Origin of the sequence: Pseudomonas rossensis, assembly GCF_039888995.1 — a bacterium.
Lineage (GTDB): Bacteria > Pseudomonadota > Gammaproteobacteria > Pseudomonadales > Pseudomonadaceae > Aquipseudomonas > Aquipseudomonas rossensis.
Genome location: NZ_JBBWCB010000140.1, coordinates 1 through 13,444 on the forward strand (window position 1 = coordinate 1; position 13,444 = coordinate 13,444).

At 53.5% G+C, this 13,444-nt stretch carries 10 protein-coding genes; all 10 read right to left on the reverse strand.

Annotation, left to right across the window (positions count from 1 at the left end):
- Window positions 1-103: 103 nt before the first annotated feature.
- The 10 genes from WLY71_RS25515 to xylB all read right to left on the reverse strand — a co-directional run bounded on the left by WLY71_RS25515 (window position 104) and on the right by xylB (window position 13,386).
- Window positions 104-571 carry a hypothetical protein gene (locus WLY71_RS25515; protein ID WP_347805751.1) on the reverse strand — a complete coding sequence of 156 codons (468 nt, stop codon included), beginning with the start codon at window positions 569-571 and terminating at the stop codon, window positions 104-106.
- A 2-nt stretch (window positions 572-573) separates the two neighbouring features.
- Window positions 574-1,545, reverse strand: a complete 972-nt coding sequence (locus tag WLY71_RS25520; RefSeq protein WP_425589965.1) for a tetratricopeptide repeat protein — start codon at window positions 1,543-1,545, stop codon at window positions 574-576.
- Between the two features lie 5 nt (window positions 1,546-1,550).
- Window positions 1,551-2,522 (reverse strand): tetratricopeptide repeat protein, encoded by a 972-nt coding sequence (locus WLY71_RS25525; protein WP_347805753.1) that lies wholly within the window; start codon window positions 2,520-2,522, stop codon window positions 1,551-1,553.
- A gap of 5 nt (window positions 2,523-2,527) precedes the next feature.
- Window positions 2,528-3,499 (reverse strand): tetratricopeptide repeat protein, encoded by a 972-nt coding sequence (locus WLY71_RS25530; RefSeq protein ID WP_347805754.1) that lies wholly within the window; start codon window positions 3,497-3,499, stop codon window positions 2,528-2,530.
- Window positions 3,500-3,504: 5 nt separating this feature from the next.
- The gene (locus WLY71_RS25535; protein ID WP_347805755.1) at window positions 3,505-4,479 is read right to left on the reverse strand and encodes a tetratricopeptide repeat protein; all 975 of its coding nucleotides are present in this window, start codon (window positions 4,477-4,479) and stop codon (window positions 3,505-3,507) included.
- A gap of 19 nt (window positions 4,480-4,498) precedes the next feature.
- Window positions 4,499-7,744: a hypothetical protein gene (locus WLY71_RS25540; protein ID WP_347805756.1), complete on the reverse strand. Its 3,246-nt coding sequence runs from the start codon at window positions 7,742-7,744 to the stop codon at window positions 4,499-4,501.
- Window positions 7,745-7,780: 36 nt separating this feature from the next.
- The gene (locus WLY71_RS25545; protein ID WP_347805757.1) at window positions 7,781-8,644 is read right to left on the reverse strand and encodes a DUF4123 domain-containing protein; all 864 of its coding nucleotides are present in this window, start codon (window positions 8,642-8,644) and stop codon (window positions 7,781-7,783) included.
- Window positions 8,635-10,689 carry a type VI secretion system Vgr family protein gene (locus WLY71_RS25550; protein WP_347805758.1) on the reverse strand — a complete coding sequence of 685 codons (2,055 nt, stop codon included), beginning with the start codon at window positions 10,687-10,689 and terminating at the stop codon, window positions 8,635-8,637. Before WLY71_RS25550 ends, WLY71_RS25545 begins: the two co-directional genes overlap by 10 nt.
- Before the next feature lie 242 nt (window positions 10,690-10,931).
- Window positions 10,932-11,876, reverse strand: a complete 945-nt coding sequence (locus WLY71_RS25555; RefSeq protein ID WP_347805759.1) for a carbohydrate kinase family protein — start codon at window positions 11,874-11,876, stop codon at window positions 10,932-10,934.
- A gap of 13 nt (window positions 11,877-11,889) precedes the next feature.
- Window positions 11,890-13,386: a xylulokinase gene (xylB, locus tag WLY71_RS25560; protein WP_347805760.1), complete on the reverse strand. Its 1,497-nt coding sequence runs from the start codon at window positions 13,384-13,386 to the stop codon at window positions 11,890-11,892.
- Between the last annotated feature and the right edge of the window lie 58 nt (window positions 13,387-13,444).

Consider the following 13,444-nt stretch of genomic DNA (forward strand, 5'->3'; position numbering starts at 1 on the left):
ATCAAGCCACAAAAAATGAAGTAGCTACGCCGCGAATGGCCTCCGCGCCAGCATGATTTGATTCCTCCCCACCTCAGACGCCGCCTGTTTGGATAGGTGGGGTTTATGGATCAGTTACAGACTTTGCGTTATACATAATGGCCATTGCTTCGGCATCCCCCTTTATAGCGTGAGGCTCCGCCGTTTTTATTAATAATTCTAACCAATCACCAGCACTTTTAATTCCAGAAGGACATTTACTTGCCACCGCGCAAAGGTCCCCTCCAGCCGTGGCGAGCTGAAACATTGAGTAGTAGTCGTCTTGAGCAGCAGAAGCTTCGTACCACTTTCGCGCTTCAGGGGTCATGTAGTTGTTTTTTCTCCTGAGCGATTCTCCCAGATAATACTGGGCTTCGTGATCGCCGGCTTCTGAGGCAATGGTCAGGAAGGGGGTGGCAGAAACAGCTTTGTACTGATTGTAGAGAATTATTCCTTGTATTTTTGCTGCTTGCTGTTCCGAGGAAAGTTCGGCGGATGCTGGGTTTGCAAACGCAATAATCAACAGTGCGATAAATAGACTTTTCTTGATCAATGTTAACGGCTCAACTTTTCTGGGAAAAACGACAGGGGTGGATGAGTCGCTTTCCAGTTTTTTGCAAATTCGTTAGCTTCTGAAATTTGTTCCGGTGTCATTTTTTCGGCAATTTCCGGAAGGGCTTCATTTACGTAAACCTGTACATCTCCGCCACCGTCAAGTTCAGATAGTAGCGAGGTCAACGCATAACCTTTAACCCTATCTAATGGGAAGTCGTAAAGCGATGGTGAATGGGCTGAATATGCGCCGTAACTGCTAACGCCTGACTCGTACCCTTTATTAGCTGCTTCGACAATCCAATGGCGAGCGGCTGTTAAATCACCTTGGTCTTCATAAATAAACGCAGCGTATTCCATCATTGCAGGGGGGTATCCTCCTTCTGCTGATAGTTTCAGCCAATATCCAATTGCCTCTAGTCGTTTCCAGGGTAGAAAGAATCCGTCGCCTTGTCTGACACCAATAGCCATCCAATATTGAGCCAGTGCGTTCCCCGCAGATGCTGATTTCTCAAGCCACGCATCGTCAATTGTAAGCTCATACATGAAATACATTGCCTCCGCGTCACCTTGATCCGCTTTGGGCTTGACTAGATTCCGAGCATGGTTCAACCATTCAATCGGTTCTTTTTGCGCGGGAGGGCAGTTGTTCATAAATTTGCAGAAATCTTTTTCGCTGCGTCCTAACTGGATCATCGCGTAAAGATCGCCTTGGGCCGCGGATGCTTCGTACCACTTACGAGCTTCAGCATTCATGTAGTGATTTTTCTTTCGGAGTGATTCGCCCAGATAGTATTGTGCTTCGTGATCGCCGGCTTCTGCGGCGACGGTAAGAAATGAGTTGGCAGAAACAGCCTTGTATTGATTGTAGAGAATTATTCCTCGCGCTTTTGCTGATTGTTGCTCCGAGGAAAGTTCGGCGGATGCTGGATTTGCAAGCGCAATCAACAGTGCGGTAAATAGACTTTTCGTAATCAATGTTAACGACTCAACTTTTCCGGGAAAAACGACAGGGGTGGATGAGTCGCTTTCCAGTTTTTTGCAAATTCGTTAGCTTCTTTTATTTGTTTTGGTGTCATTTTGGCTGCTATTTCAGGCAGTTTTTCTTCAAGGTAAACCTGAGCGCTGCCTCCGCCATCAAGTTCCTTCAAAAGGGACACCAGTCCGTAACCTTTCACCAAGTCTAAAGGGTAACCGACCCTGTCAGGAGTGTGAGTCAAATAGGCGCCATAGGTACTTACAGCATTCTGCTCTCCAGTTTTTGCCGCTTCTTCCAGCCAATGACGGACCCCTGCCATGTCACCTTCTTTGTACAGGGCCGCAACGTAAGCCATCATTGCTTTAGGGTAACCTCCTTCAGAAGAAGCTTTTAGCCACTTGGCAATAGATACTGAGCGCTTCCAAGGCAGTAGAAAAACCCCACTCCCTTCTTGTTCACCAATTGCCATCCAATACTGTGCAATGGCGTTGCCGGCAATTGCGGACTTCTCTAACCAGTCTTGATCAATTGTTAGTTGATACATTATGAACATGGCTTCAGCGTCGCCTTGCTCGGCTTTCGGCTTGGCCAAACGCTGCGCTTCATTTAGCCATTCAATGGGCGTTTTTTTGCGAGTAGGGCAGTCCTGCGAGAGTTCGCATAGATTCTCGCTGCGTCCAAGCTGAATCATTGCATACAAATCACCTTGAGCAGCAGATGCCTCGTACCACTTGCGCGCTTCAAGACTCATGTAGTGATTTTTCTTTCTGAGACATTCCCCCATAAAATATTGTGCCTCGTGATCCCCGGCCTTAGCGGCGACTGTAAGGAGGGGGGCAGCAGAAACAGCTTTGTTTTGATTGTAGAGAATCAATCCTTGTTCTTTTGCTGCTTGTTGTTCCAAGGATGTTTGCGCGAATGCACTACTTGAAATGGCAGTAATTAATAACGCGCATACTAAGTGGGTGCTCATTGAAGTTAGCGACTCAATTTGTCAGGAAAAAATGATAGGGGTGGATGGGTGGACTTCCATTTTTTTGCAAACTCCTTAGCTTCTATTATCTGTTCTGGTGTCATTTTGGCAGCGATTAGAGGAAGTTTGTATTCGACATTGACTTGCATTCCGCCGCCACCATCAAGCTCTGAGAGTAAATATACAAGTGCATAGCCCTTTATGATATCGAGCGGGAATCCATAGGTGTCGGGTTCATGCGCGATATCAGATCCGTATCCATAAACCGTATCCGCGTAACCGACCAACGCTGCTTGTTCATTCCAATGCCGGAAACCTTCAATATCCCCACTTTCAAATAGTATTGCGGCGTATTCCATCATTGACTTTGGATAACCACCCTCGGCGGAAGCTTTAAACCATTTTGCCACGGCCTCTCCACGTTTCCATGGCAGGAAAAAACCTTCACCTTGTTGGTAACCTACTCCCATCCAGTATTGAGCAAGTGCGTTACCTGCCATGGCAGCCTTTTCAAGCCAGGCGTCGTCTAAAGTTAACTCGTACAATATATACATAGCCTCCGCATCACCCTGAATTGCTTTGGGCATGGCTGTTTTTTTAGCTTGATTCAACCACTCAATGGGCTTTTTTTGATCAGGAGGGCAATCATTTGAAAACGTACATAGATCTTTTTCGCTACGCCCAAGCTGAATCATGGCGTAAAGATCCCCTTGCGCGGCAGAGGCCTCATACCATTTCCGAGCTTCAGGATTCATATAGTGATTTTTCCTCCTGAGCGACTCTCCCAGATAATATTGTGCTTCGTGATCGCCGGCCTCCGCGGCAATGGTCAGGAAGGGGGTGGCTGAAACAGCCTTGTATTGATTGTAGAGAATCAATCCTTGCGCTTTTGCTGCTTGTTGTTCCGAGGATAGTTGCGCGAATGCACTACTTGAGAGGACAGTAATTAATAGCGCGCATGCTAAGTGAATACTCATTAATGTTAACGGCTCAATTTGTCAGGGAAAAATGACAGTGGAGGGTGTGTGGCTTTCCATTTTCGGGCGAACTCTTCGGCCTCCATTATTTGCTCGGGTGTCATTTTTGCAGCAATTTTGGGGAGCTTACTTTCTACTCTAGGTTGTAATCCTCCACCACCGTCTAGCTCTTTTAGGGAGTATATGAGTGCATAACCTTTGATTATGTCGAGTGGAAAGCCGTATGTGTCTGGTTCATGAGCGAGGTCAGACCCATAACCGTAAACTGTAGTTGCATAGCCTGCTAGCGCTGCTTTTTCATTCCAATGGCGAAAGCCGTTCAAATCTGACTTTTCGTATAAGATCGCCGCATACTCCATCATCGATTTAGGGTAGCCGCCTTCTGCTGATGCTTTGAACCATTTTTCAGTTGTTTCAGTACGTTTCCATGGTAGAGAAAATCCATTACCTTGCTTGTAACCCACGGCCATCCAATATTGTGCAAGCGCAAAGCCTGCGGAGGCCGATTTTTCAAGCCATTCGTTCTCTAGCGTAAGCTCGTACATAACGTACATAGCCTCGGCGTCTCCATTGTCCGCTTTAGGTTTTGCTAGGTCTCGGGCTTGATTCAACCAGTCAATTGATTTTGTTTGATTGGTAGGGCAGTCATTTTTTATCTCACAAATATCGTTTTTGTTACGACCAAGTTGAATCATTGCATAAAGATCACCTTGACTAGCAGCGGCCTCATACCAGTGCCTGGCTTCGGTTGTCATATAGTGGTTTTTGGTTCTCAAAGACTCTGCTAGAAAATATTGTGCTTCGTGATCGCCAGCTTCGGCGGCAACAGTAAGAAATGGAACTGCAGATATAGCTTTAAGTTGATTGTAAAGCTCTAGCCCTTTGTCTTTTGCAATTTTTTGCTCGGAACTCAGCTGGGCGGATGCATGGCTAGTACTCGCTAATAAAATAATAAGTGTCAGAAGCACTCTCGACAACATGTTCTTTCCTTCTCTGTAGTTAGTGGGGCGGACCACTATAAGTTGTCTTGCCGGACGGAATATAAGTGCGCCCGAAATATTGACTACGCTGGCAGTATCCGTCTTTGTTCGCTCCAAGTGTTTTCACATGGGATCTATAGTCGGCGCGCATTTCATCTCCATCACGCTCAGTTAATCGAAGGACAGCTTCTGCCATGAAATTATCAAGGGCTAAGCGACTCTCGCAATACACCTGTCCGGATTCTGTAGATTTAACTCCGAAGCGATTCATGCAGGCACAAATTTCTTCAAATTGGCTTTGAGCTTTATCTAATGAATTTTGTTTTTTTGCTTGATTTAGAATCCAGCCAAAAATTTGTTCAATCGCTCTCTGTTGAAGTAGATGTGATTGATCTTCATTGTATTGGCGTGTCGCCTCTTTATCTGATGAGCCACCAGTGCTGTTTGTAAGTGTGACGGAAAAGCTATTTGGCGGACTGATTAGTGTAAGCAGCAAAGGGCCCAAAGCACTTGGAATAGCATTAACACACCACTCCTCAAGTTCTGCCCGATTTTCATAATTTATAATGGTGTCTGCAATTGGCCCGCCTTTACCCGTGGCGGTTAGCGATTCATAGAGTGACATGACGAAATCAATCCCCTGCAAGTACACCATCCCAACATCAAACCCACAAACAGCCAAAGTATTCAGGTTCGACATCAAAGTAAATGCCTGGTCATCAACCGAAATAAACGGGTTCTGCTTATTCTTATAGAGCTCTCGACGGAACAAATTGATCAACTCTGTTACTGCGTCGTAACCCACTTCGAACTTGAAAGCCCCACCCACCCCAGGGCCGGCTACCAACGAAGCCTTCAGTACCAAAATCAACCGGCCGTCATGCAACGAAATACTCGCTTCGCCCTTTGCCCCCAAACCTGCGGCCACATTTAGTTCGGCGGTCAAACGAGCGAGGCTGAACCACTCGTTGGTCTTCATCGAGTCTTTGGACCCCGATGTGGGTGCCCGTTGTAGCATGGCGACTTCGGAGGGCGGGGCCCAGTTCAAGGCGCCGGTCACCATGATTCCCGATTGCAAACCGGCGAATAAATTGAAGGCGGCTTTGCCTCCATTCTGCACTTGCAGGTTTGTATTGACTCCCTTGATTTGATCGCTGGTTTCGGTGTGGACGAAATCGCGTTTGTCTCCGGTCCGTACCACGGGTTCTGGCGGAGCCAAATGGAATCCCGCGTTGCCAATGTCCAGCGCTATCTCGGAGGAAAGCAGCAGCGAGGCGCCGGCATAGCCCCAGGCCTTGGCGCCGAGATACAACGAAAACCGGCCCAAATTGAGTGTTTGCTGGACGCTATGGCCGTCTAGATAGGTAAACGTGATTTCTTTGGCTTTGCTGCGTTCAGGCAAATCGACTTTAAACAGTTCGACTTCACCTCGGGCGAGGTCGACGCCGAATGACGCTTTGGCCGAAGCTTTAAATCCTTCCGCCAGGCTAAAAGCGGGGCCTTCGACTTTTGTTGATCCGTGAATGATTTCAGTGGATGACGACGTCAGGCAGCGAACCAATTGCGCTTGGGGGCTGATATCAAAAATGCGAAAGGTCTTGCGCACGTTGTCTTTGAACAACACCTGTTGCAGGCGTACTCCCCATTCCTTGCGGCTGCCGGCATTATCAAGGGCAGAGACTTTGTAATTCCTGGTTTGCAGAAAGGTGTAAAACTTTTCGATCTCGAACCAGCCTTCGGGGGAAAACCAGTCGCTTTCCTGGTCCTTGATCCGCAGAGCGCCTTCCTGTACGAGCCATTGGCCGAACAAATTCAATTCACTGTCGGTGGCGGCTTTGCCAGTGCTGTTGCCTGGGCGCTTGGTCAAGTCTTTGACTTTGGCGCCGACCTTTTTCCAGTCGTTTTTGACGGTGGCTTGAAGTCTTGGAAGCGAATACATGCTCAGGTAAGTCAATGGTTTCTTGAGGTCATCCAGCATGCTCATTTCATGAAGCGGAAAACCATCCTTGACCAGCCGGTCCATCGGCTTGGCCTGGAACTGCTCGGGCTCCCACAACAGATGCCGGCGAACAGGTGCGGTTTCCATGTTTTTTTCAGCTTGCAGTCGTAACTTTTCTTTATCTGCCTGCAGACGGTCCCATTCGGCGCGCTCGAGGGAAACAAGGTTGGCCGGCGCTTTGGCCTGCCTGCCGCTTGCTTCGATCCAGCCTTTATATTTTTTGCTAAGGCGTTCGTTGACCTCTGTCTGCTTTTTCTCAAGCGCCAAGTATTGCTTGAACAGGTCGACGCCACCTTCGACCGAAGCACCGCTCGCGGGAATCAGGGCGAATTCGGGTAAGGCGATTCCGTATTGAGCAACACTGGTAATGGACTCAAGGTAAGCAACATAGATCGCTTTTCTTTTTAAACGCTGTGCTTCCTGATCGCGCACGTACGTACAAAGAGGGAGTTGGTTATTCGCCCCGCAAGCCGCGACCTCGTCTAGTCGCTTTTTGTCTTCAGCCAGCAGCGGCGCGAGTTCAGCCGAGCCTAATGTGGCCAGGTCTTTTTCTTTGAGTAAGGTTTCTCGAGCTTTGAGGTATTTCTGAACGCCCTCGCGCGCTGCAAGGGCTTCAGGGGAGTACAGACTTCCGCTTTCGTAGGCGTAACCCTTTTCTTTAGCGGCGACGATGGCGGTGCGCTTCAACTTTTGCCATTCAGCATGAACGCCGTGCACCCGCGTTGCGTCTTGTTGCGCTGCCATCCACTCGGACTTTTTGATGTCATCTTGTTCAAGTCGGGTTAGAGGCGTCGAGGGAGCCGGAGCCGGTAGCGTTGCAGCCTTTCTCTGTTGCTGCGCCTCCAGCAACGTGGCATCCAGGTCACTGATGCTCGGGTATTGCGCTTCAATCTCGAGCATTCGCGCTTGCTCTTCGCCCGCGAGAAAGTTGCCCAATTTGGGTTCGAGGAAGTATTCAAGCAATCCTGTGCTGTAGAGGCCTTTTTTGCGTTCCTCGGCAGACTTGCTTGAACTTACTTTTTGATCCAGGTCATTGGCCGCTTCTTTAAGCGCCGAAGTTGTGCGTTCCGGAAGTAGCCAAAATGATTCATTTTCGGTGTCATAAATCGCGCTGCCGTAGGTTGTTGAACACGGCGTTTTTACTTTGTCATGAGAACCGGGTGTTTCATCAGGTGCATTGGGTTGTTCACCGAGATCCCGTGGCGGCTTCGCACAGGTTTCTTCGGCTGTTGGTGCAGTAGGTGCAGCACTGGTATTGGATTCCATAAATGCTTCCATTCATTCGTTACGCGGACGGGTTCATCAGGCGGCGCTGGTAGCGAGTTGCTTCAGCTGTTCAACCTTGATGAACGACTCTTCCCTGGATTGCAGGATGGCCATGGCCTGGGGTTGTGTTTCGAGCAGCGGGCCATTGGCGATGTGGGCCAGTTTGAGCAAATGCCGGCCTTCGTAGATGTTGTGATTGACCAGCACATCAAGGTTTTCCGCGATATTGGGCAGCTCTTCGTCAGTCGGCTCGCCAAATGCGGCGTATTGCTCATCGACCCAATAGACCCAACCCAATCGCTCTTGAACCTTTGGTGCATCGTCCGGGATGTTGAACGCTGAGACGTCGCCCAGCCATTCGAGTTCCGAGACTGGGCGCCAGCTCAACCAATTACCGTTGCCAGCACCGAAATGAGTCGGCGCAGGGGTGTAGACGTGATGCCACGGACCGAAGAGCTGGTGCGAGGTTTCGCTGGCGGTGTAGGCCAGTGCGGCCCACAGGCTTGGCTTGTGATAGCTCAGCAGGCTTTGGCCGCCGGAGCCGTCATTGGCGCGTAACAGCCAGCGCGCATGGGCTAATGCTTTGGCTGGGTCGTCAGTGGTCAGGGCGATGCCGGAAAAGTTTTCTTTACAAAGCTTTGCGGCTTCGGCGGCCAGGCGGCTGCCCCATGGCGCGTTGAGCCACAAGGGGCCGTCAGCGGCGATCTCGGCGAAATCGGTGCCAATGAACAAGCCTTGGGAGTTCATCGGTTCGCCGACACGGTAGAGGCGGCTCATGGCCTCAGGCTGGCGGGTGCGGTCGATGATGAAGCACAGCGTCTGGCTCGACGGTTCTCTTGGCAGTTGCTCGAACGAATGGCGGGGTTCGGCGAGGAGGGCGTTCAACGCTTTTACATGCATGTGCAATCCTTACGGCTGCAGGCGCCGTTGCTCTGTTTTCCGCACAATGGAGTGATGCCGGACTCGTTCAGGCGTTTTGGCAGTGGTATTGGGACTTTGCCTGCCTTATCTGCATCCGCCACCTTCATCGGCCCCGGCAACAACGGCGCAGCAGGCGTCCCCGAACCCGGTCCACCCCCCGAGTTAACCTTGACCTGCGCACCACTGATCGTCACACCCCCCGCGTCAATCTTCACAAAGCTCCCGCCAGCCTTGGCCGTCAGCTCCATCCCACCCTCAACCACAACTTTTTCGCCTGCGTTGTAGTGAATCTCCTGACCCGCCTCGACAAACTGCGCCGTCCCTACCTTTACATGCTGAGTAACGGCAACCGTCAGGTGATCATCCGCCCGGGTTTCAGTCTTGCGATCCAGATGGGTAATCCGATGTTCTTCAACCTTGAACTCACTGAAAACATTGGCCTCGACGGTGTCGTGGCGCTCATTGCCGATGCGGATCTTCTGATCATGCTCAATGTTTTCATCCCAGTCGCGTTGGGCGTGCAGGTAGATCTGTTCCGCACCTTTTTTGTCTTCGATCCGGAATTCGTTGTAGCCGTTGCCGCCCGGTGAACTGAGGGTTTTGAAGGTGCTGCGGGTCTTGTTCGCCGGCAGGTCGTATGGGACGACGTTTTCCTTGTGGTACAGGCAGCCGGTGATCAGCGGTTGGTCCGGGTCGCCTTCCATAAACGACACCAGCACTTCCATGCCGATGCGCGGGATGGCGATGCCGCCGTAGGCATTGCCGGCCCAGCCGGTGGCGACGCGCAGCCAGCAGCTGGTCTTGTCGTCGGCCTGGCCTTCGCGGTCCCAGTGGAACTGGACTTTGACGCGACCGTATTCGTCGCAATGGATTTCTTCACCCGCAGGGCCGGTGACGATGGCGGTCTGGCTGCCCAGGACTTTGGGTTTCGGGTGTTCGAGGGAAGGGCGGAAGTGTGCGTCCCACGGGGTGGCGAGGAAGCGGTTGCGGTAGCCCTGGTGGAAATCGTCTTTGTTCTGGGTGACGTCGCTGGTGACGTTTGCGCCAAGCACTTGCGGCTGTTTGCCTTCGTGCACCACTTCCAGCAGCAGCCAGAGGTCGTTCCACTCGGCGCGGGGGTGTTCGCTCAGGGCCATGAAGTGGCCGCTGACCAGGGTTGGCTCGTCGCCTTTGCCTTCGGCAAGTTTGTAGTCGCTGCGATGGCGTTCCAGGGCGCGGGTTGCCAGTTGCTTGCCGCGTTCGCGGTCGGTGAAGCGGCCGGGGTAGTCGTAGTCTTCCAGGTCCGGGGCGAACGCGCTTTTGGCGGCGCCTTCGGGAAGGATGCGCGGTTTCTCGAAGTCGTAATCGCGGCGGCTGACGCGGGTGGTGCGGGTTTCCAGGCGTAGGTTGAAGCGCTTGATCACCGGTTTCTCGGCAGCCATGCCGGAGTCTTGCTGATAAGCCACGGGCGCGAGTTTGCGGAACACGGTCTGGTCGTCGCCGAACACCAGTTTGTGACCGCTGGCACTGTGCTGGAAGTGGAAGTGAATGCCTTCTTCTTCGCACAGGCGCTGGATGAAATGCAGGTCGGATTCGTCGTACTGCACGCAGTAATCGCGTTCCGGGTAGATCGCGCCGAGCTGGAAGCTGTAGGCATCGGCCAGAATGCCGCGCGCTTCGAGGACCTGAGCGATGATCTTCGGCACACTTAAATGCTGGAAAATCTGCTGGTCATGGTTGTGGCGCAGGTAGGCGAGTTGCGGCACCAGGCTGATGCTGTAACGGGTCAGGCTTTTGCCGGAGTCGCCTTGCTCGATGCGATACACCAAGCCGTGGATGATGCCTTTGCCGGTGGCGCCGAAGGTCAGGCAGCCGGGCTTGTGCAGCAACTCTTCGAGTTTCAGGTCGGGGCGCGCGCTGACCAGTTCGATGTCGAAGCAGAACGGCTGGTTGAGGGTTTCGCGACCGACGAAGCTGAGTACCTGAAGGTCAACGGAAACGCCTTCCAGCGTCAGGGAAATATGGGTTGCGTTCGCGTCCAGCATGCCTTTAATTCCGTCCTTTGAATAAGCTGGGGCGGATGGTGCAGGATTAAAGCGCCTCGTTCAAGGCAACGGGCAGTCATTTACAGACTAAAGTCGTCTGAAGTCCGTAGCGGCCCTTTGCCATCATTGGCACTTACCCCCGTTGGCGGTGTGAGTTACGCCGCCATCGCGAGCAAGCTCGCTCCCGCATTCGACCGCGATCCAATGTGGGAGCGAGCTTGCTCGCGAAGAGGCCACCACCTTCAGCGAAGATCCAACTGATGGCGATACGGCAGATCCGGCCCGGTCTTGCTGCAGGTCAGCGCCGCGGCCTGCACCGCAAACTTCAGCATCCCGTCGATCTGCTCGCGGCCGAGCGATTGCACGCCCTCAACCGAATCCAGCTGCTGCTCCGTCAGCCAGGTAATCAACGCTGCCTGAAAGGTATCGCCAGCGCCCACGGTGTCGGCGATTTTCACTGAACTTGCCGGTACCGACCAGGAACCATGCAGACGGCTGAACACCGTCGCCCCCTCGCCACCACGGGTCAGAAATACCAACTGACAGCGGTGCTGCAGCCAGCCTTCAATTACCCGTTGCGGATCCTGCTCGGGATACAACAGGCTCAAATCCTCATCGCTGACTTTGATCAGGTCGGCCAGCTCAACCAAGGTGGCAATTCGCGAACGCCACAGGTCGATATTCGGCTCAGGATTGAGCCGCACGTTGGGATCAAGGCTGATCAAGCGTTTACCGCTTTCCCGTTGCACCAATGCCAACAGCGTGTCGGCAATCGGTTGCACCACCAGCGAAAACGAACCGATGTGCAAGCCGCGCACTTCAGGTCCTAGTTCCGGCAGATGCTCGGTTTTCAGCTGACGATCCGCGCAGCCTTCACCCCGGAAGCTGTAATGCGGCGAACCATTGGCACCGACGGCCACCATCGCCAGGGTCGTAGGCGCCGCGAAATCCACCAGGTAATCCGGGCGTACGCCTTCATCCTGCAGGACCTGCTGCAAGCGCCGACCGAGGTAGTCGGTGGACAGGCCGGCAAACAACGCAGCATCCACCCCCAAACGACGCAAACCCACCGCCACGTTGAACGGCGAGCCACCGGCAATCGCCTTGAAATTCACTTTTGAAGCCAGGCCGCTGGCGTCATCTTCACTGAAGAAATCGAACAGCGCTTCGCCACATACCAGGTACATAGTTACTCACTCTTTAAAGGGTTTCGACATGCTGTTGATAGCGTTCGTAGGCCTGCTGACAGGCTGCCACATTGTCTGCGATCGGCAAGGTTTCACTGGCTGGATCGAGCTTCACGCAACGCTCGCAAAGGTCCGCCAGACTGTCTTCATGCCCGTTTGCCCAGGACTTGCACCACGCGGCCTGAATCGCGGCGCCAAGGGCCGCGGCTTCGCTTTGTTCGGTGCAGATGACTGGGGTGTTCATGATGTCAGCGACGATCTGCCGCCACGCCGGGCTTTTTGAGCCGCCGCCGATCAGGCAAATGCTGCGGCTTTGTAAGCCATTCTGGCGCAGCAGGTCCAGCCCATAACGCAAACCGAAGGTCGTGCCTTCCACCACCGCGCGGCACAGGTTGGCCTGAGTCAGGTTGGTCATGGTCAAGCCCAGCAGGCTGCCGGTGGCATGGGGCAGGGCGGGGACGCGCTCGCCGTTGAGGAACGGCAACATGCACACGCCTTCGGCACCGATGGGTGCTTGCGCGACGAGGTTGTTGAACTGTTCGATATCCAGCTCGAACAGCTCGCGAATCACCCCGGTCGCATTGGTCAGGTTCATGGTGCAGATCAGCGGCAGCCAGCCACCACTGGAGGAGCAGAACGTTGCGACGCAAGCGTCCGGACTGACTTTCGGCTGGTCGGCATAGGCGTACACCGTCCCCGAAGAACCGAGGCTCATGGTGATAGCGCCGGGCTTGATATTGCCGGTGCCGATGGCGCCCATCATGTTGTCGCCACCGCCGCTGGAGACCAGCGCCTGCGGGTTGATGCCCAGGTGTTCGGCGATGCTCGGCAGGATCGTGCCGACGGCTTGATGAGCGTCGATCAGCTCCGGCAGCGCGGCTTGCAGTCGCCCGGTGGCATCGATGTCACGCAGCAGCTGCAAGTCCCATTGGCGGGTGCGCACGTTGAAATACCCGGTGCCCGAGGCGTCGCCGTACTCACTGCAACTGCGGCCGGTGAGCCAATAGTTGAGGTAGTCGTGGGGCAGCAGGATGCGGGTGATACGAGCGAAAATCTGCGGATGTTGTTCTTTGGTCCAGAGCAGTTTGGAGACGGTGTAGCCCGGCGCGATCACAACGCCGAGGCGTTCCAGGGAGCCTTTTTCGCCTCCCAGATGGGCCAGCAGACGGTCGTTTTCCGGGGTGGATTCGGTGTCACACCAGAGTTTGGCCGGACGCAGCACCTGGCCCTGATCGTCGAGCAGCACCAACCCATGTTGCTGGCCGGAAACGCCGATGCCGAGGATGTCCTGGCCGTCGACCTTTGCCGCGAGCAATGCACGGCGGGTGGCAAGCGCGAAGGCTTCCAGCCATTGGGAGGTGTCTTGCTCGCGGCGGCCATTGGCGCCGGTGATCAGGCTGTGCGCGGCGGCGCCCTGGCCCAGCACCTGACCGCTGACGGCGTCGAGGATGATGGCTTTGGTGCCTTGGGTGCCGCAGTCGATGCCGAGGAATAAGTGTTGGTTTGCCATGGAAGATCCTTGGATCGTCAGGTCGGTTTCAGTGCACATTCAACATATAGGTTGTCTG

Excerpts from the sequence above, each read along its gene's own strand:
- WLY71_RS25550 (WP_347805758.1), bottom strand. The coding sequence starts at position 10,689 with ATGCTGGACGCGAACGCAACCCATATTTCCCTGACGCTGGAAGGCGTT.
- WLY71_RS25545 (WP_347805757.1), bottom strand. The coding sequence starts at position 8,644 with ATGCATGTAAAAGCGTTGAACGCCCTCCTCGCCGAACCCCGCCATTCG.
- WLY71_RS25535 (WP_347805755.1), bottom strand. The coding sequence starts at position 4,479 with ATGTTGTCGAGAGTGCTTCTGACACTTATTATTTTATTAGCGAGTACT.
- xylB (WP_347805760.1), bottom strand. The coding sequence starts at position 13,386 with ATGGCAAACCAACACTTATTCCTCGGCATCGACTGCGGCACCCAAGGC.
- WLY71_RS25540 (WP_347805756.1), bottom strand. The coding sequence starts at position 7,744 with ATGGAATCCAATACCAGTGCTGCACCTACTGCACCAACAGCCGAAGAA.
- WLY71_RS25525 (WP_347805753.1), bottom strand. The coding sequence starts at position 2,522 with ATGAGCACCCACTTAGTATGCGCGTTATTAATTACTGCCATTTCAAGT.
- WLY71_RS25530 (WP_347805754.1), bottom strand. The coding sequence starts at position 3,499 with ATGAGTATTCACTTAGCATGCGCGCTATTAATTACTGTCCTCTCAAGT.
- WLY71_RS25555 (WP_347805759.1), bottom strand. The coding sequence starts at position 11,876 with ATGTACCTGGTATGTGGCGAAGCGCTGTTCGATTTCTTCAGTGAAGAT.